The 16,532-nt window shown below is 72.4% G+C and carries 18 protein-coding genes; 13 read left to right on the forward strand and 5 right to left on the reverse strand.

Annotated elements, in window-relative coordinates; translation table 11 throughout:
* Positions 1 to 21 precede the first annotated feature (21 nt).
* On the forward strand, positions 22 to 615 hold the full coding sequence (locus tag BCF44_RS42595) for a cadmium resistance transporter (RefSeq protein ID WP_116180203.1): 594 nt from the start codon (positions 22 to 24) through the stop codon (positions 613 to 615).
* On the opposite strand, the gene BCF44_RS42600 is transcribed toward BCF44_RS42595, so the two are convergent.
* Both BCF44_RS42600 and BCF44_RS42605 read right to left on the reverse strand, forming a co-directional pair.
* Positions 610 to 1,257: a response regulator gene (locus tag BCF44_RS42600; protein ID WP_116180337.1), complete on the reverse strand. Its 648-nt coding sequence runs from the start codon at positions 1,255 to 1,257 to the stop codon at positions 610 to 612. The genes BCF44_RS42595 and BCF44_RS42600 overlap by 6 nt on opposite strands.
* 32 nt (positions 1,258 to 1,289) lie before the next feature.
* Positions 1,290 to 1,925 (reverse strand): CBS domain-containing protein, encoded by a 636-nt coding sequence (locus tag BCF44_RS42605; RefSeq protein ID WP_116180204.1) that lies wholly within the window; start codon positions 1,923 to 1,925, stop codon positions 1,290 to 1,292.
* Positions 1,926 to 2,034: 109 nt separating this feature from the next.
* On the opposite strand from BCF44_RS42605, the gene BCF44_RS42610 reads away from it, so the two are divergent.
* The 10 genes from BCF44_RS42610 to cydB all read left to right on the forward strand — a co-directional run bounded on the left by BCF44_RS42610 (position 2,035) and on the right by cydB (position 10,989).
* The gene (locus tag BCF44_RS42610) at positions 2,035 to 4,575 is read left to right on the forward strand and encodes a cation-translocating P-type ATPase (protein WP_246016136.1); all 2,541 of its coding nucleotides are present in this window, start codon (positions 2,035 to 2,037) and stop codon (positions 4,573 to 4,575) included.
* Positions 4,572 to 4,979: a universal stress protein gene (locus tag BCF44_RS42615; protein ID WP_147328847.1), complete on the forward strand. Its 408-nt coding sequence runs from the start codon at positions 4,572 to 4,574 to the stop codon at positions 4,977 to 4,979. The genes BCF44_RS42610 and BCF44_RS42615 overlap by 4 nt, the downstream gene beginning before the upstream one ends.
* A gap of 110 nt (positions 4,980 to 5,089) precedes the next feature.
* Positions 5,090 to 5,644, forward strand: a complete 555-nt coding sequence (locus BCF44_RS42620) for an Rv1733c family protein (protein ID WP_147328848.1) — start codon at positions 5,090 to 5,092, stop codon at positions 5,642 to 5,644.
* A gap of 6 nt (positions 5,645 to 5,650) precedes the next feature.
* Positions 5,651 to 6,055, forward strand: coding sequence for a hypothetical protein (locus tag BCF44_RS42625; protein WP_147328849.1), 405 nt, complete (start codon positions 5,651 to 5,653; stop codon positions 6,053 to 6,055).
* The gene (locus BCF44_RS42630) at positions 6,048 to 6,386 is read left to right on the forward strand and encodes a CBS domain-containing protein (protein ID WP_116180209.1); all 339 of its coding nucleotides are present in this window, start codon (positions 6,048 to 6,050) and stop codon (positions 6,384 to 6,386) included. The genes BCF44_RS42625 and BCF44_RS42630 overlap by 8 nt, the downstream gene beginning before the upstream one ends.
* A 73-nt stretch (positions 6,387 to 6,459) precedes the next feature.
* On the forward strand, positions 6,460 to 7,302 hold the full coding sequence (locus BCF44_RS42635; protein ID WP_116180210.1) for a hypothetical protein: 843 nt from the start codon (positions 6,460 to 6,462) through the stop codon (positions 7,300 to 7,302).
* Positions 7,299 to 8,147, forward strand: a complete 849-nt coding sequence (locus tag BCF44_RS42640) for a universal stress protein (RefSeq protein WP_116180211.1) — start codon at positions 7,299 to 7,301, stop codon at positions 8,145 to 8,147. Before BCF44_RS42635 ends, BCF44_RS42640 begins: the two co-directional genes overlap by 4 nt.
* Positions 8,148 to 8,152: 5 nt before the next feature.
* Complete coding sequence (locus BCF44_RS42645; protein ID WP_147328850.1) at positions 8,153 to 8,551, forward strand: hypothetical protein; 399 nt, start codon at positions 8,153 to 8,155, stop codon at positions 8,549 to 8,551.
* Positions 8,548 to 9,981: a cytochrome ubiquinol oxidase subunit I gene (locus BCF44_RS42650; protein WP_116180213.1), complete on the forward strand. Its 1,434-nt coding sequence runs from the start codon at positions 8,548 to 8,550 to the stop codon at positions 9,979 to 9,981. Before BCF44_RS42645 ends, BCF44_RS42650 begins: the two co-directional genes overlap by 4 nt.
* Before the next feature lie 9 nt (positions 9,982 to 9,990).
* On the forward strand, positions 9,991 to 10,989 hold the full coding sequence (cydB, locus tag BCF44_RS42655; RefSeq protein WP_116180214.1) for a cytochrome d ubiquinol oxidase subunit II: 999 nt from the start codon (positions 9,991 to 9,993) through the stop codon (positions 10,987 to 10,989).
* A gap of 163 nt (positions 10,990 to 11,152) precedes the next feature.
* On the opposite strand, the gene BCF44_RS42660 is transcribed toward cydB, so the two are convergent.
* The 3 genes from BCF44_RS42660 to BCF44_RS42670 are packed head-to-tail and all read right to left on the reverse strand — an operon-like array spanning position 11,153 to position 13,535.
* A complete protein-coding gene (locus BCF44_RS42660) occupies positions 11,153 to 12,010 on the reverse strand; it encodes a universal stress protein (RefSeq protein WP_116180215.1) in 858 nt (285 codons plus the stop codon).
* An 11-nt stretch (positions 12,011 to 12,021) separates the two neighbouring features.
* The gene (locus BCF44_RS42665) at positions 12,022 to 12,846 is read right to left on the reverse strand and encodes a universal stress protein (protein WP_116180216.1); all 825 of its coding nucleotides are present in this window, start codon (positions 12,844 to 12,846) and stop codon (positions 12,022 to 12,024) included.
* A gap of 20 nt (positions 12,847 to 12,866) precedes the next feature.
* A complete protein-coding gene (locus BCF44_RS42670; RefSeq protein WP_147328851.1) occupies positions 12,867 to 13,535 on the reverse strand; it encodes an HPF/RaiA family ribosome-associated protein in 669 nt (222 codons plus the stop codon).
* 208 nt (positions 13,536 to 13,743) lie between these two features.
* Here BCF44_RS42670 and BCF44_RS42675 point away from each other — a divergent pair, with 208 nt between their 5' ends.
* Positions 13,744 to 14,268: a universal stress protein gene (locus BCF44_RS42675; protein ID WP_116180218.1), complete on the forward strand. Its 525-nt coding sequence runs from the start codon at positions 13,744 to 13,746 to the stop codon at positions 14,266 to 14,268.
* Position 14,269: 1 nt separating this feature from the next.
* Positions 14,270 to 16,522, forward strand: coding sequence for a heavy metal translocating P-type ATPase (locus tag BCF44_RS42680; RefSeq protein ID WP_116180219.1), 2,253 nt, complete (start codon positions 14,270 to 14,272; stop codon positions 16,520 to 16,522).
* The last annotated feature ends 10 nt before the right edge of the window (positions 16,523 to 16,532 follow it).

Genomic DNA, 16,532 nt, shown 5'->3' on the forward strand with positions numbered 1-16,532 from the left:
TCGGGCACGGAGAGGATCGCGGTGGAACTGGGGCTGGTCGGCCAGGCCGTGGGCATGTTCACGGCGACCAACGTCGACGACATCGTGATCCTGGCCCTGTTCTTCGGCCAGGCCGCGGGCCGGCGCGGCGCCGCGACCCGCGTGGTGCTGGGCCAGTTCCTGGGCTTCACGGCGATCCTGGCGGCCTCCGTCGTCGGGGCGCTGGGCGCGGGTCTGCTGCCGGCGTCGGCGATTCCCTACCTGGGCGTCGTGCCACTGCTGCTGGGCCTGCGGGCCGCGTGGACGGCCCGGCGCGACCGCGGTGCGGCGGATGTCGAAGTCGTGCCGGCCGGCGGCCCGACGGTACTGGCGGTCGCCGCCGTCACGTTCGCCAACGGCGGCGACAACATCGGTGTCTACGTGCCGGTGTTCGCCACCGCCGGCGTCGGCAGCCTGATCGTGTTCGGCGTGGTGTTCCTGATGCTCACGGCGCTGTGGTGCGCGATCGGCCGCTACGTGGCGACCCGGCCGGTCATCGCGCGGACCCTCTCGCGCTGGGGGCACGTCGTGCTCCCGGCGGTGCTGGTCGGCATCGGCGTGCTGATCCTGGTCGAAGGCGGCGCGTTCGGGCTATGACCCGCGCTTGTCCTTGAGCTCGGTGGCCAGCACGGCGGCCTGGGTGCGGCGCTGCATGCCGAGCTTGGCGAGCAGGTGGGAGACGTAGTTCTTGACGGTCTTCTCCGCCAGGAACATGCGCTCGGCGATCTGGCGGTTGGTCAGGCCCTCGCCGATGAGCTCCAGCACGACGCGTTCCTGGTCGGACAGGACGGCCAGCGGGTCGGTGCGCTGCTCCTGGTCGCGGCGCAGGCGGGCGAGCAGGGCGGAGGTGGTGTGCGTGTCGAGCAGCGACTGGCCGCCGGCGACGGTGCGGATGGCGTTGACGAGGTCGCTGCCGAGGACCTGCTTGAGCAGGAAGCCGGCGGCGCCGGCCATGATGGCGTCGAACAGGGCGTCGTCGTCGGAGAACGACGTCAGCATGAGGCACTGGAGCTGCGGCATCGACGAGCGCAGCTCGCGGCACAGCTCGACGCCGTTGCCGTCGGGCAGCCGCACGTCGAGCACGGCGACCTGCGGTTGCACCGCGGGGATGCGAACCATGGCCTCGGCCACCGCGCCGGCCTCGCCGACGACCTTGAGGTCCGACTCGCCCTCGAGCAGATCGGAGATCCCGCGCCGGACGATCTCGTGGTCGTCCACCAGGAACACGCCGATGGTCATGTCTGTCAGCCTTCCACGTTCCTGGTCGCCGGTCACGCCTTCACGTCGTCGAGTTCGTGCTGGACGGCCCCGGTGACGCCGACGACGCCGGGCAGCGCCCAGGCGATGCGGATGGCGGCCAGCGCCTGGCTGCGCCGGGGGACGCAGCCGCCGAGCTGCACGACGCCCTCGGCCACGGTGGCCGTCACGCCCGCGGGAACGGCCGCGAGCACCCGGTCCCGGATGACGTCGTCGGAGACGAGGAACAGGCGCAGCACGTCGGCGCGGGCCAGCACGCCGATGAGCCGCCCGTCGCCCTCGACGACGAACAGCCGGCGCACGTCGGTGTGGCCGAGCTTGCTGGCGGCGTCCTCGACGCTCGCGTCCGGGCCGATGGTGACGACCGGAGAGGTCATCAGCCGGTCCGCCGTGGCGGCGTGCGCCTTGCGGCTGCGCACCTGGTAGCCGGTGGCCAGCACCTGGTCGAAGCCGCCGCGCATCTCCTCCTTGTGGATCAGATCGGCCTCGGACACCACGCCGGTGACCCGGCCGCCGGCGTCGATGACCGGCACGGCGCTGATCCGGTGCTCGGCCAGCGCGCGGGCGATCTCCTTGAACGGGGCGTCCGGCGTCACGGCGATGACCGGGGTGGTCATCACCGATCGGACCGTGGGGTAGCTCGTCGGCATGACATCAGCTCACCGCACGCGGACCCTGGCGGACAGTGCCATCGCGCCCGGGACCCATGGGTCCTGTGGCCCTAGTTGTGACGAACGCGCGGGCGCGAGCCTCGAAACCATGACCCTGACGGTGAGTTCGACCCCGGCTGGACTGTCCACCCGGGAAGCACAGCGCCGCCTCCAGCAGTACGGCCCGAACGCGCTTCCGCAGCGGTCGACGCGCCGATGGTGGCGCGACCTGGTCAAGCAGTTCACCCACCCGCTGGCGCTGCTGCTGTGGATGGCGGCCGCGCTGTCGGCGGCGTCCGGATCGACCGAGCTGGCGATCGCGATCCTGGTCGTCATCGTCCTGAACGCCCTGCTCGCCTTCGTGCAGGAGCAGCAGGCCGAGCACGCCGTCGAGGCGCTCGGGCGCTACCTCCCTCAGCACGCGTGGGTGCTCCGCGACGGGCACCGCCAGCAGGTGCTGGCCATCGACCTGGTGCCCGACGACGTGCTGCTGATCGAGGAGGGCGACCGGGTCTCGGCCGACGCGCGCCTGGTCGAGGGCGTCGTCGAAGTGGACAACTCGGCCCTGACCGGCGAATCCGCGCCGGTGCTGCGCGACGCGTCGTCGGCCGACGACGCCGAGCATCCGCTGGACTCGCCGGTGCGGGTGTTCAGCGGGACCGTCTGCACGGAGGGCTCGGCGAAGGCGCTGGTGGTCGGGACCGGCGCGCACACGGAACTCGGGCGCATCGCGGCGCTGTCGCAGCGCGTGCATGTCGACGAGAGTCCGCTCGAGCGCCAGGTGCGCCGCGTGGCGTGGCTGATCGCCATCGTCGCGGTGGGGGCCGGCGTGGCCTTTCTTCCGCTCGGCCTCGTCGCCGGGCTGTCGCTGGGGGCGGCGCTGCTGTTCGCGATCGGCCTGCTCGTGGCGAACGTGCCCGAGGGCCTGCTGCCCACGATCACGTTGGCGCTGGCCGTCGGCGTGCGGTCGATGGCCCGCCGGGGCGCGGTGGTGAAGCGGCTGTCGGCGGTGGAGACGCTCGGCTCGACGACGGTGATCTGCACCGACAAGACCGGCACGCTGACCGCGAACTCGATGCACGTCGTCGAGGCGAGACCGGAGTCGCCGGCGCTGGCGGACGCGTTGTTCCGCTGCGGCACCGCCGACGACACCACCGGCGACCCGACGGAGGTGGCGCTGCTGCGCTACGCCCGGGAAGCCGGTGCGCAGTCCGATGTGGCCATTCGCGACCGGGAGCGGTTGGCGCTCAACAGGTTCGACCCCAGACGCAAGATGATGTCCACGGTGGACATCAACGGCATCCACGTGAAGGGCGCGCCGGAGGCGGTGTTGAGCCGGTGCGTCGGTGACGTGTCGGCGCTGCGTCGGCACGCCGAGGAGCTGGAGAGTCGTGGCCTACGGGTGCTCGCCGTAGCGACGAAGCCGCTGTCCAGCAGAGACGTTCCCCCGCAGCAGGATGCCGAGTCCGGGCTGACCGCAGTCGGGGTGGTCGGCCTGCTCGACCCGCCGCGCCCGGAGGTCGCGGCCGCGGTCGAGGCCGTGCACGCCGCCGGGATCAAGGTCCACGTGGTCACCGGCGACAACGGCCACACCGCCGCCGAGATCGCTCGTCAGGTCGGCATCGGCGCCGACCGCGTGGTCGACGGCCTGGTGGTGGACCGGATGCCGGAGGACCAGCTGGACCGGCTGCTCGCCGACCAGGGTGAGATCGTGTTCGCCCGGTCCACCCCGGAGACCAAGCTGCGCATCGCGGACGCGTTGCGGCACAAGGGCGAGGTCGTCGCGATGACCGGCGACGGCGTGAACGACGCGCCGGCCCTGCGCCGCGCCGACATCGGCGTGGCGATGGGCGCCGCCGGCACCGACGTGGCCCGGGAGGCCGCGACGCTGGTGCTCACCGACGACAACTTCGCCACCATCGCCGCCGGCATCGAGGAGGGCCGGCGCGTGTTCGACAACGTGCGCAAGTTCATCCTCTACATCTTCGTGCACGCCATCCCGGAAGTGTTGCCCTTCCTGGTGTTCGCGCTCGCCGGCGGCCTCGTGCCGCTGCCGCTGGGCGTGCTCCAGATCCTCGCGATCGACCTCGGCACGGACACGTTGCCGGCGCTGGCGCTGAGCCGTGAGCCGGCCGAACCCGGCCTGATGACGCTGCCGCCGCGGTCCCGCCGCGAGGGTGTGATCACCAAGCACCTGCTGTGGCGGGCCTGGGGCCTGATGGGCCTCACCGCCGGAATCCTGGTGCTGCTGGCATTCTTCACGGTGTTGTTGGCCGGAGGGTGGCATCCCGGTGACCCGGTTGGCGTGGGCGCGCCCCTGCACCAGGTCTACCTGGAGGCGACCACCGCCACCTTCGCCGGCATCGTCGCCTGCCAGGTCGGCACCGCCTTCGCGGCCCGCACGGAGTGGGCGTCGCTGTGGTCCATCGGCGTGACCACCAACCGCGCGCTGCTGGTTGGCATCGCGTTCGAGCTGGCCTTCACCGCAGCCCTGGTGTACGCGCCGCCGTTGCAGGCGGTGTTCGGCACGGCGGCACTGCCGCCGTGGGTGCTGTTGATGTTGGTGCCCTTCCCCGTCGTGGTGTGGGGCGTGGACGAACTCAACCGGTGGCGTCGGCGCCGCCGGTCCGGACAAGTGAGGACGACATGATAGTTGTGGGTATCGACGGCACCGAGGTGTCGAAGAACGCGTTGGAATGGGCCGTGCGCGAGGGTGCGGTCCGGCAGACGTCGGTGCACGTGGTGCACGCCTGGCGGTACGACCCGATGACGGATCTGCTGCCCAGTCAGCAGATCAAGGAGGACTCCACCGAGCTGCTGGCGCGCGAGGTCGCGCTGGTCACCGGCACGCCCCGCACGGACAACGTCAGCTACTCCAGCGTCCAGGGGGACGCCGCACGCGTGCTGCACGAGGTCAGCGAGGGCGCGGACATGCTCGTGCTGGGCAGCCACCAGCGCAACGCGCTCGGCGAGGTGCTGCTCGGCTCGGTGAGCCGCGAATGCGTGCGGCACGCGACCTGCCCGGTCGTGGTCGTGCCGGCCGCAGGGTCCTAAGTCCTGGTCAGGTCGGGACCTCGGCCGTGGCCTACGGCCCTGGGACCGACCGCCGCTTCCCGCGACGCTGAATGCGACGAATTCGGCGACACGGCGGGAGAGTGGTGACGATGAACCCGGTGCTGCGGCTGGCCCGCCAGGTGGGATTCGGACGCAACGAACTGCGCCGGCCGGTGGACCGGGTCGACGGCCTCGTCGTCGGATTGGCGGTCCTGGTCGGCGCGGCCATCGTCGCCGCGGGGGCTCTGTTCGGACTCCGCCTGGCGACCTACGAGTCGGGCGTCGCGACCCAGCAGCAGGCCACCCGGACCGCGACGACCGCGGTGCTGCTGGCGGACTCAGGCACCGCGCCGACCGCGCTGGCCCGCTGGAAGACCGCGGACGGCACGAACCACAGCGGCCCGGTCACGGTCATGCCGCAGCAGCATGCGGGGGCATCGGTCCGGATCTGGACCAATGCCGCCGGCGCGGCCGTGGACCGTCCGATCGGGACACTCGACATCGTCCTGATGGTGGCCGTCGCGCTCGGCGGCGGCATGACCGTCGCTTTCCTTCTGTTGCGGGGCCTGCTGTTCCTGGTGCGCCTGCCGATCCAGCGGTGGAGCGCCCACACCTGGGACCAGGACTGGGCGCGGACCGCGCCCCGGTGGAAGCAGTGGCGGTGAGTGGCGATGCGTGGACGTGACGGGGATCCGTGGCTGCTGGCGTTGGCCGGTCTGGACGCGCTGATCGCGCTGCTCGCGGTGTGGGGCGGCCTCGAACTGGCCGTCGGAGCGGCGGCCTTCCAGCTGCCGACGGAGTGGATCGCGCCGCTGGGACTGCGCAGCTGGCTGCTCCCGGGCATCGCCCTGATCGCGCTGATCGGCGGGCCCATGGCCGTCGCCGCCGTCGCCAGCTGGCAGGGCATCCGCCACGCCGCCGCGACGTCGATCGCCGCCGGCGTGATCCTGCTCGGGTGGCTGGCGCTCCAGTTCGTCCTGTTCGGACTCCAGGTGCCGGTCCAGATCATCACGGCGGTCCTCGCCCTGGCGGTCGTGTCCATCGGGGTCGTCGCGGCGAGGACACGCCATGTCTGACACCGCCCGGACGTTGATGCGGAAGGTGCCGGCGGTTGAGCCGGACACCGAGGTGTCGGAGGCGATCCGGCTGATGCGACGCCTGCACGTGCACCACCTGCCGGTGGTCGAACAGCGCCACTGCGTCGGCCTGGTGGGGGAGCAGGAGCTGGCCGATGCCATCGGTCCCGATGACCTCGTCGGCCTGCTGTGCCGGCGACCCGCGCCCTGCGTGTCGCCGGACGCGGACCGCCGCCACATCGACGAGCAGCTGCGCCGCGACCACACCGACGCGCTCGGCGTGGTCGACGGCGTGCACCTCGTCGGCCTGCTCGAAGGAGACCAGCTGTGACCGAGCTTGCGAGGGCGCCGTTCAGTACAGGGACCTGGGTCGCGGACCCGCCGAGAGCTGGCGAGGTGGGACTGTGACTGACTGGACCGAGGACGAGACCGCCGCGATCGTGCGGGCCGCGCGCGGCGCGCCCGTGCTGTGTCACGAGCAACCGTGGGTGCTGGAGACGACGGGACACCAGGTCGAACTCCGCGAGGTGATCGGCGGCGAGCGTCGCGACACCGCCGGCATCGACCGGCTGCTGTCCTGCGGTACCGCGCTGGTCAACGTCGTGCTGGCCATCCGTGCCCTCGGTTGGGACGTCGCCGTCGGCCTCGATGGCGGGCATCGCGAGCCCGATCTGGTCGCCCGGATCACGACCGGGCGCAGCGATCCGGCGAGCCCGTGCGAGCTGGAGCTGTACCGGAGCATCACCGCCCCGGACGTGACGCACCGCGGTCACGGCGGTGCGGAGGAACTGAGCCGCCTGATCGGCATCTCCCGGTTCCACACTGCAAGGCTCGAACCGGTCGGCGGCGCCGCGTTCGCGGCCATCCTGCACGACGCGAGCCGGCAGCTGGACGGCGACCGGCGGTGCGCGGCCGAGCTCATCCCCTGGCAGCGGCAGTTCGTGCCCGCCGGGCCGGCGACCCGCCGAGAATTGATCCGGGAGCTGACCGATCGCCTTGCCACGCAGCCGATGTTCGTGGTCGTCACCGAGACCGACACGCGCGCGAACCACGTGCTCGCCGGCGCGGTGACGCAGGTGGCGATGCTGGCCGCGCCGGGACTCGGCTTCATTCCGCACCCGATCGTGCGGCCCATGCACCTGCGGGACACGCGGCTGCGGCTGATGAACGACTTCGCACTCGGCGGATATCCCCAAGCCCTGCTCGGCCTCACACCGGCCGAGCTCAACCCCTGGAGCCAGACATGACGAACATGATCGCCGTAGGCGTCGACGGCTCCGCGCCGTCGATGGACGCCGTGCGCTGGGCGGCCGACGAGGCCGACCGCCGGCACGCGACGCTCCGGATCGCGCACGGGCACTCGATCACCACGCCCAGGCTGCCGTCCGGGTTCCTGGTCGAGGCGCGGGCCGCGGCGCAGCACTGTCTGCGCGACGGTGTGAAGCGCGCGCTCGACGCGCATCCGACGCTCGACGTGGAGCCGGTGCTGGAGCTCAAGCCCGGCATCGACCTGCTCGCCGACGAGTCCGAGAAGGCGTCGATGGTCGTGGTCGGCGCCCGCGGCCGCGGCGGTTTCGCCGAGCTGATCGTGGGATCCACCGCCGTGGCGCTGACCGCTCGAGCGCGCTGCCCGGTCATCGTCGTGCGGGGGAAGGAAACCGCCGGCGGTCCGATCGTCGTCGGCGTGGACGGCTCGCCCGCGAGTGAGGCCGCGCTGGCCTTCGCGTACGACATGGCGGCGCGGCGGGATGCCGAGTTGGTCGCCGTGCACGTGTGGAGCGACGTGATCTCCGTGTGGGGCGGCTCCGTGCCGATTCCCGACCTGGACTGGGACGCCGTCGCGACCGACGAGCGCATCGTGCTCTCCGAGCGCCTCTCCGGCTGGCATGAACGCTACCCGGACACCACTGTTCGTCAGGTCGTGCACGAGAACCGGCCCGCACAACGGCTTCTGCACGAGGCAGAAGGCGCGCAGCTGCTCGTGGTGGGCTCGCTGGGACGCGGCGCGTTGGCGAACGCCCTACTCGGCTCGGTCAGCCACGCCCTGTTGCACCACGCCCCATGCCCCGTCGCCGTCGTGAAACCGGAGTGAGTGCCATGCATGTCCTTGTGACGGAACAGAACCCGGGCCAGTCCGCCGAGCTGGCCCTCAAGCTGCGCTACCTCGGCTGCGTCGTGAGCACCTGCCACAACAGCAGCACCGACGTCTGCAAGGGCGTCGTGGCCGGCGGCTGCCCGCTGGAAGGCCGGGGGCCCACCGCCATGGTGGTCGCCGTCCGCGACGAGCGGGAGTTGACCGCCCGTGAGTTCGGCGCGGTCTGCGGTGTCCGCGCCGGGGTGCCGGTCGTGCTGACCGGTCCGGGCTGGCACGACAAGCCGCCGGTCCCGGACGGCCTGCGGCACCGCGTGTCGTCGATCCGCTCCGGTGCCTTGCTGACCGGCTGTGTCGACGCGCTGCATGACGAGAAGTCCCTGAACGGCAGGGATGACCGGTGAACGTGCTCGACATCGCGCGGTGGCAGTTCGCGATCCTCACCGTGTACCACTTCGTGATGGTCCCGCTGACCATCGGCCTGGCCATCCTGGTCGCGGGCATGCAGACCGCGTGGGTGCGCACCGGCAATCCCCGGTACCTGGCGATGACCCGGTTCTGGGGCCGGATCCTGCTGATCAACTTCGCCATGGGCGTGGTCACCGGCATCGTGCAGGAGTTCCAGTTCGGCATGGCCTGGAGCGACTACTCCCGGTTCGTCGGCGACGTGTTCGGCGCGCCGCTGGCGATGGAGGGCCTGATCGCGTTCTTCGTCGAGTCGACCTTCCTGGGGCTGTGGATCTTCGGCTGGGACCGGCTGTCCAAGGGGGTGCACCTGGCCTGCATCTGGGCCGCGGCCCTGGCCACCAACGTGTCCGCGTACTTCATCCTGGCGGCCAACTCGTGGATGCAGCACCCGGTCGGCGTGCAGCTGGTCGACGGCAAGCCCCGGCTCACCGACATCTGGGCGGTGCTGGGGAATTCCACCGTGCTGGCCACCTTCCCGCACACCCTGGCCGGCGCGTTCGCCGTCGCCGGCACTGTGCTGGTGGGCATCTCCGCCTGGCGGCTGTGGAAGGCCAAGACCGACGGCGGGGTGTTCCGGTCGTCGCTGAAGCTGGGCGCGTGGGTCGGCGTGGCCGCCTTCCTCGCGGTGGCGATCTCCGGCGACGCGCAGGCGAAGCTGATGTTCCAGCAGCAGCCGATGAAGATGGCCGCCGCCGAGGCGCTGTGCCACACCGAGCAGCCGGCCGGGTTCTCGGTGTTCGCGATCGGCGACGTGTCCCAGCCCAACTGCGAGAGCGTCAAGAGCATCGAGCTGCCGGGGCTGCTGAGCTTCCTGGCCAACTCCGATCCGGGCAGCAAGGTCACCGGCGTCACAGACCTCGTCGCGCAGTACCGCGCCAAGTACGGGGCCACCTATCCGAACGGCGCCGCCGTCGACTACGTGCCGGTGCTGCCGGTGACGTACTGGGCGTTCCGGCTGATGATCGGTTTCGGCCTGCTCGCGGCCGCCGGCTGCGCGCTGGCGCTGTGGCTGATCCGGCGCGGACGCAGTCCCGGCCGGTGGTTCGTGCGGCTGGCCCTGATCGGCGTCGCCACTCCGTTTCTGGCCAACGCCTTGGGGTGGATCTTCACGGAGATGGGCCGGCAGCCGTTCGTGGTGGCCCCCAATCCGTCCGGAGTGGACGGTGTGTGGATGTTCACCGCCCAGGCCGTCTCCGGCTCGCTGACCGCCGGCGAGGCGCTCACGTCCGTGCTCGTGCTGAGTTTCGTGTACGGCATTCTCGCCGTCGTCGAGGCCGTGTTGGTGGTGCGGGCCGTGCGCAAGCCGGTCGAGCTCGACGAGCCCGACGACACCCCCTCCTCCGACGTCTTCACCTTCGCGTACTAGGAGACCGCGGTGAACCTTCCCGTGCTGTGGTTCTGCGTGATCGCCCTGCTGTGGCTGGGCTACCTGTTCCTGGAGGGCTTCGACTTCGGCGTCGGCATGCTGCTGCCCGTGCTGGGGCGGACCGACACCGAGCGCCGGGTCCTCATCAACACCATCGGCCCCGTGTGGGACGGCAACGAGGTGTGGCTGCTGGTCGCCGGCGGCGCGACGTTCGCCGCCTTCCCGGGCTGGTACGCCTCCCTGTTCAGCGCCTCGTACCTGCCGCTGGTGCTGTTCCTCGTGGCCCTGATCGGGCGGGGCGTGGCGTTCGAGTACCGGGGGAAGATCGACTCCGACCGGTGGCGGCGGACCTGGGACACGGTGATCTTCGTGTGCTCGTGGGTGGCCGCCATCGGCGTCGGGCTCGTGCTGACCGCCAACGTCACCGGCATTCCGCTGGACGCCCACGGCGACCGCGTCGGCGGGCCGCTGGCCGTCGTGTCGTGGCAGGCGCTGCTCGGAGCGTTGGCGGTGGCCGGCTTCGCCCTGGTCCACGGCGCCGTTTTCCTGGCCCTGAAGACCGACGGCGACATTCGCGAGCGGGCGCGCCGGTTGGCGCTCCGAGTCGCTCCGATCGCCCTGCTGCCGCTCGCGGCGGTGCTGCTGGTCGTCCAGTTCTCGCGGGGCTCCACCCTGACCTGGATTCCGCTCCTGGTGGTCGTCGCCGCCGCGCTGCTGGCGGTGAGCCGGCTGATGGCCGGCCGCGAGGGGCAGGCCTTCGCCCTGCTGGGGGTGGCCGTCGCCGCGGCCGTGGTGACCCTGTTCGGATCGCTCTACCCGGACGTCCTGCCGTCCACAGTGGACCCGGCTTACTCGCTGACCGTGGCCGGGGCGGCGTCGAGCCCGTACACGCTGACCGTCATGTCGTGGGTGGCGCTGTTCGGCACACCCGCCGTGCTGGTCTACCAGGGTTGGACGTACTGGGTGTTCCGCAGGCGGATCGCCACCTCGCACATCCCGGTGGCCTGACATGGTCCGACGGGTGATCGCCGTGCTGTTCGTCCTGCACGGTCTCGTCCACCTCCTGGGCTTCGTGGTGCCGTGGAAGCACGCCACCGTGGCGTACGTGCTGGTGGTGTGAGGACGCGTGAAGGCGGCTCCGCACTGGTGCGGAGCCGCCTTCACGCCCGGGTCAGCGAGCCACGACCACCGGGCAGGTGGCGTGGTGGATGAGCGCGTGGCTGGTGGAGCCGAGCAGCATCCCGGTGAGGCCGCCGCGGCCGCGGGACCCGACGACGACGAGTTGGGCGCGGGACGACTGGCGGATGAGGCCGTGGGCGGGGCGGTCGCGTTCGACGACGCGCCGGATCTCGACCTCGGGGTAGCGGTCCTGCACGCCGGCGAGGCGCTCGGTGAGCACGTTCTCCTCGGCCTCGCGGATGGCGTTCCAGTCGAGCACGAAGGGCTGGCCCTGGACGCCCGGCAGGTGCGAGTTGTCGCTCCACACGTGGTACGCGACGAGCGGTACGGACCGCAGTGACGCCTCGTCGACGGCGAAGGCGAGGGCGGCGTCGCCGGTGGCGGAGCCGTCAATGCCGACGACGACCGGTGCGGCGGGGTCGGGGATCGAACCGCGGATGATCGCCACTGGGCAGCGGGCGTGGGCGCACAGGGCGACGGCGACCGAACCGGCGAGCAGCTCGGTGAAGCCGCCGCGACCGCGCGAGCCGAGCACGAGTAGCTGCGCCCCGGACGACCGCCCGGCAAGGCCGTCCAGCACCCGGTCGTCGATCAGCGTGGTGCTGACGGCGACCTCGGGGGCGACGGCCTTCACCACGGCGGCGGCCTCGTCGAGCCACTTCTGGCGTTCCTCGGCCATCGCGGCGTTCATGCTGGTGGCCGGCGGCACGCCGGGCGGGACGGTGACGAGCTGGCTGACGTGCACGACGTCCAGCGGCGCATGGCGGAGCACGGCCTCCGAGGCGGCCCAGCCCAGCGCGCGTTCCGCGGCGGCGGAGCCGTCGATGCCGACTGTCACGGGCAGAGTCATAGGGCCCTCCTTCACGAATCGGCGTGCACCACGACGACCGGGCAGGCGGCATGGTGCAACAAGGCGTGGCTGGTGGAACCGAGCAGCGCACCGGCGAGCGGGCGGTGCCTGCGCGTGCCGACGACCACCAGCTGTGCGTGCCGCGACTGGTCGACCAGCGCACGTGCCGGGTTGTCGAGGGCGGTGACCAGGTCGAGGCGGACGCTCGGGAACTTCTCGCGCCACGGCGCCACGCGGTCGGACAGCATGCCGCGCATCGAGTCGTTGAGCGCCTGGAAGTCGACGACGTACGGAACGGTGTCCCAGCCACGGCTGAGCGCGCCCTCGGTCCACGTGTGGACGGCGATCAGCGGCGCGTCACGGAGGGCGGCCTCGGTGAACGCCCACTCGGTCGCCTCCTCGGCGCTGCCGCCGTCGACGCCGACCACGATCGGGCCGGACGCGGGCGCCGGCGCACGGACGACGACGACCGGGCAGCGGGCGCGGGTGGAGACGCCGATGGCCACGGACCCGGCGAGCAGGCCGGTGAACCCGCCGATCCCGCGCGTGCCGAGCACCACCGTGTCGGCCCACGTCGACACCGCGGTCAGGGTCTCGACGACGGAGCCGGACATCATCTCGGCCGACGTCGTGACGGTCGGCGCCGCGCGGCGGGCCGCCGCCGACGTCTCGTCGAGCCACGAACGGCCCTGCGCCAGCGCGGCGGCGAGATCCGGCGCGACATGGACGATCGTCAGTCCGATGCCCCGACGGGTGGCCTCCTGGGCCGCCCACAGGACGGCCTGCCGGGCGGAGTCGGAGCCGTCGATGGCTGCGACGATCGGTGCCCTGGTCATGGCGACCTCCTCCGGTCGGGCTACGGGACGATCAGTCCGTAGCGGTGGTCCCCGCGCCGGTGCGCGATGCGCCCGCGGCCGGTCCGCCGGTCGGTGTAGAACAGCCATGGCTCGCCGGTCAGCATCAGGCGTTCGATCGCCTCGGCCTCGGTCAGCGCGATCGGCTGCGCGGCGGCGAACTCGTGCCGGCCGTCGGGGCCGCGCCACACCACCGTCTCGCGACCGGCCGCGGTGTCGAGGAACAGGCCGAATTCCAGGCCGAGCTGTTCGAGCGCGAGCACGGCCTGTTCGGGCGATGCGCACGCCGGCATCCGGGTCACGTGCCGCGCGACCGCCTGCTCGTCGTCCGATGCGGACGGACTGGCGGCGTGCTTGCGGCGGCCGTGCGCCAGATCGAGCAGTTGGCGGCGAAGTCTGGTGCGAACCTGGTCGGTCGCCTCGCCGACGGTGGGGCCTGTGCCGAAGGCGTCCAAGCGGACGCCGGGCAGTGCCAGCGTGGCGTGTGCGACCAGCGTGTGCCTGCGGCCGGAGGGGCTCGAGAACCGGACCGTGGCGGCGATGATCGGCCGTGGCGCGTACCTGGCCAGGGACTGGATCCTGGTGCGAACCCGGTCCGCGCTGTCGGCGGCGGCCACTCCGCCGAGTTCCACGTCGACGGTCGGCGACTGCGCCGGCGATTCCACTCGCATCGTTGGCTCCGTTCAGCCATGGAGTCGTGCCACCTCCATGGCACTCCGCGCGCCGGCCGGGGAGCAGAGCACAAAGCCCCGCCCGGACCCGGTCGAACGGTGTGAACCCGGGCGGCCCGGGCCCAAGGTCCCGGCGCACACGGGCCGCCCGCCGCTGGCGGCCGCCCGGCCGGCGGACGACCGTGGAGTCGGGAAGGAGTGAGGAACGATGGCTGGCAACGGAAAGATCGTCGTGGGCGTGGACGGTTCGGACGCAAGTGTGGATGCGGTGCGGTGGGCGCTGGAGGAGGCGCGCAAGCGCGGCGCCGAGGTGCATGTGGTGACCGCGTGGCACACGGACCCGCCGCCGGTGGAGGGACCGCCGCCGATGGTCGGCACTCCCTACCGCGCCAGGGAGTCCGCGCTCGCGGAGGGGCAGGCCCACCAGAACCGGGTCATGGAGGCCGTGCGGGGCGCGACCGAGGGAGTCGCCATGCAGCTGCACATGGTCGATCAGTGGCCGCCGCGGGCGCTGGTGCACATCTCCGCCGGCGCCGACCTGCTGGTGCTCGGACGGCACGGCCACTCGTGGCTGGCGGAGCGGCTGCTCGGGTCCGTGACCGCGTACTGCGTGCGGCACGCCACCTGCCCGGTGGTGATCACGCCGGCGCGGCAGACCGCGAAGGCCAGGGAGCACCACGCCACGGAACATCACGTGGTCGAGGCGCCCGCGACACCGGGACCGCTGTACTGACATGGAGCGATTCGCGCGAGCGTTGCTGGTACTGACGGCTGCCGCCGTCGCTGTCGGCCTGGTCCTGTGGGCACTCGACACCGGCTGGGCCGACGTGGCGTGGGCGGTCGGTGCGGCGGCTGCGCTCGTGCCGGCCGTCTGGTGGGCGGTGGTCGACCTGCGTGCCGGTCGTCTCGGCGCTGACGTGCTCGCCGTGCTGGCACTCGGCGGCACGCTGGCGGTCGGCGAGTACCTTGCCGGCGCGGTCATCGGAGTGATGCTCGCGACCGGCCGCGTGCTGGAGCTGTACGCCGAACGGCGCGCGGGCCGGGATCTGAGCGCGCTGCTCGACCGGTCGCCGACGCGGACCCGGCTGCGTGTGGGCGACGAGTTGACGCCCGTGGACGTCGACCGGGTGGCGCCCGGCGACACCGTCGTGGTGCTGCCGGGCGAGATCGTGCCGGTCGATGGTCGGCTGGCCATGACCGGCACGTTCGATCAGTCCGCGCTGACCGGCGAACCGCTGCCGGTGGAGCGGCTGGCGGGCGAGCAGGTGAGCAGCGGCGTGGTGAACGCCGGCGGGGCGGTTGACATCGTCGCCGTGCGCCCGGCGGTCGAGAGCACGTACGCCGGCATCGTCCGGCTGGCCGGCGCCGCCTCCGCGAACGCCGCCCCGGTCGCGCGCCTGGCGGACCGGTACGCGGCCGTGTTCCTGCCGTTCGCGGTCGTCATCGCGGCGATCGCCTGGGCGCTGACCGGGGACGCGGTTCGGGCGGTGGCGGTGCTCGTGACCGCGACGCCGTGTCCGCTGCTGCTGGCCGTGCCGATCGCGGTCACCGCCGGCATGTCCCGCGCGAGCCGGCAGGGCGTCGTCGTCCGTGACGGCCGTGCGCTGGAAGCATTGGGGCGGGCGGAAACCGCCGTGTTGGACAAGACCGGCACGGTCACCGTCGGCGCGCCGACGGTGACGGATGTGCTGACCGCTCCCGGCCGTGATCGGGACGCCGTGCTGCGGACCGCCGCCGCGGTGGAGACACTGTCGTCGCACGTGCTCGCCTCGGCGATCGTCGATGCCGCGCGCCCGCTGGGCATCCCGCCGGCGACCGACGTCAGCGAGGAACCCGGGCAGGGGGCGACCGGCACCGTCGATGGTGAGGTCGTCACGGTGGGCCGGCCGCCACGGAAGGTCCCGTCTTCGGGGTGGGCAGTGTCGGCGCTGCGCCGCGCGGCACTCGACGGCGCGACGCCGATCTGGGTGACGATCGGGGGCAAGGCGGCGGGCGTGGTGCTCGCCAAGGACGAGATCCGGCTGGACGCCGCACGGACGCTGCGTCGCCTGCGCGCCGTCGGCCTCCGGCGCATCGTGCTGCTCACCGGCGATCGCGTGGATACCGCTGCCGATGTCGGCGGACTACTGGGTTTCGACGACGTGCAGGCCGAGTCGACGCCGGAGACGAAGGTCGAGCGGGTGGCGGCCGAGCGCAGCCAGGCCGTCACGCTCATGGTCGGCGACGGTCTCAACGACGCGCCGGCGCTGGCCACGGCCGACGTCGGCGTCGCCTTGAGCGCGCGTGGCGCAACGGCGGCGGCGCAGGCGGCGGACGCGGTGATCCTCAGCGACCGGATCGACCCGCTCGCCGACGCTGTGGAGACGGCGTCGCATGCGCGGCGGATCGCCGTGCAGAGCGCGGCGACCGGCCTCGGGTTGTCCGTGGCTGCGATGGGCGTCGCCGCGTTCGGGTTGCTGCCGCCCGTTGCCGGCGCGCTCGTGCAGGAGCTGATCGACGTGGCGGTGATCCTGAACAGCCTTCGCGCGCTGCTGCCGAACCGTCACCGGCGGCTCCGCGTGCGCGACCGCGAGCTGTTGCGCCGCTTCGCCGGCGAACACGAGCTGCTGGTGCCCGTACGCGCGGCGGTGCGTGCAGCGGCCGACTCGCTCGCCGACGGTGCCACCGAGCTCTCCGACACCGAGACGCGGCGGGCGTACCGGCTGCTCGTCGACCACCTGCTGCCGCACGAGCGGGCGGAGGAGCACGAGCTGTATCCGGCGGTGGGGGAGATGTTGGGCAGCAGCGAGTCCACCGCCACGATGAGCCGCGGGCACGCCGAGATCGAACGCCTCGTGCGCCGGCTGGCCCGTCACCTGTCGGAGGGGCCCGTGCAGCCGGGCCAGGTCGACGACCTGCGCGCGACCCTGTACGGCCTGGACGCCGTGCTGACGCTGCACTTCGCGCAGGAGGAGCAGGGCTACTTCAGCCTCACCCCGAACACCTGACCGGCTTCGC

Source organism: Kutzneria buriramensis, from assembly GCF_003387475.1.
Lineage (GTDB): Bacteria > Actinomycetota > Actinomycetes > Mycobacteriales > Pseudonocardiaceae > Kutzneria > Kutzneria buriramensis.

What these genes read in the sequence shown, in the direction of transcription:
- BCF44_RS42600 (WP_116180337.1), bottom strand. Translation starts at nt 1,257, where the DNA reads ATGACCATCGGCGTGTTCCTGGTGGACGACCACGAGATCGTCCGGCGC.
- BCF44_RS42605 (WP_116180204.1), bottom strand. Translation starts at nt 1,925, where the DNA reads ATGCCGACGAGCTACCCCACGGTCCGATCGGTGATGACCACCCCGGTC.
- BCF44_RS42610 (WP_246016136.1), top strand. Translation starts at nt 2,035, where the DNA reads ATGACCCTGACGGTGAGTTCGACCCCGGCTGGACTGTCCACCCGGGAA.
- BCF44_RS42615 (WP_147328847.1), top strand. Translation starts at nt 4,572, where the DNA reads ATGATAGTTGTGGGTATCGACGGCACCGAGGTGTCGAAGAACGCGTTG.
- BCF44_RS42620 (WP_147328848.1), top strand. Translation starts at nt 5,090, where the DNA reads ATGAACCCGGTGCTGCGGCTGGCCCGCCAGGTGGGATTCGGACGCAAC.
- BCF44_RS42625 (WP_147328849.1), top strand. Translation starts at nt 5,651, where the DNA reads ATGCGTGGACGTGACGGGGATCCGTGGCTGCTGGCGTTGGCCGGTCTG.
- BCF44_RS42630 (WP_116180209.1), top strand. Translation starts at nt 6,048, where the DNA reads ATGTCTGACACCGCCCGGACGTTGATGCGGAAGGTGCCGGCGGTTGAG.
- BCF44_RS42640 (WP_116180211.1), top strand. Translation starts at nt 7,299, where the DNA reads ATGACGAACATGATCGCCGTAGGCGTCGACGGCTCCGCGCCGTCGATG.
- BCF44_RS42645 (WP_147328850.1), top strand. Translation starts at nt 8,153, where the DNA reads ATGCATGTCCTTGTGACGGAACAGAACCCGGGCCAGTCCGCCGAGCTG.
- BCF44_RS42660 (WP_116180215.1), bottom strand. Translation starts at nt 12,010, where the DNA reads ATGACTCTGCCCGTGACAGTCGGCATCGACGGCTCCGCCGCCGCGGAA.
- BCF44_RS42665 (WP_116180216.1), bottom strand. Translation starts at nt 12,846, where the DNA reads ATGACCAGGGCACCGATCGTCGCAGCCATCGACGGCTCCGACTCCGCC.
- BCF44_RS42670 (WP_147328851.1), bottom strand. Translation starts at nt 13,535, where the DNA reads ATGCGAGTGGAATCGCCGGCGCAGTCGCCGACCGTCGACGTGGAACTC.
- BCF44_RS42675 (WP_116180218.1), top strand. Translation starts at nt 13,744, where the DNA reads ATGGCTGGCAACGGAAAGATCGTCGTGGGCGTGGACGGTTCGGACGCA.
- BCF44_RS42680 (WP_116180219.1), top strand. Translation starts at nt 14,270, where the DNA reads ATGGAGCGATTCGCGCGAGCGTTGCTGGTACTGACGGCTGCCGCCGTC.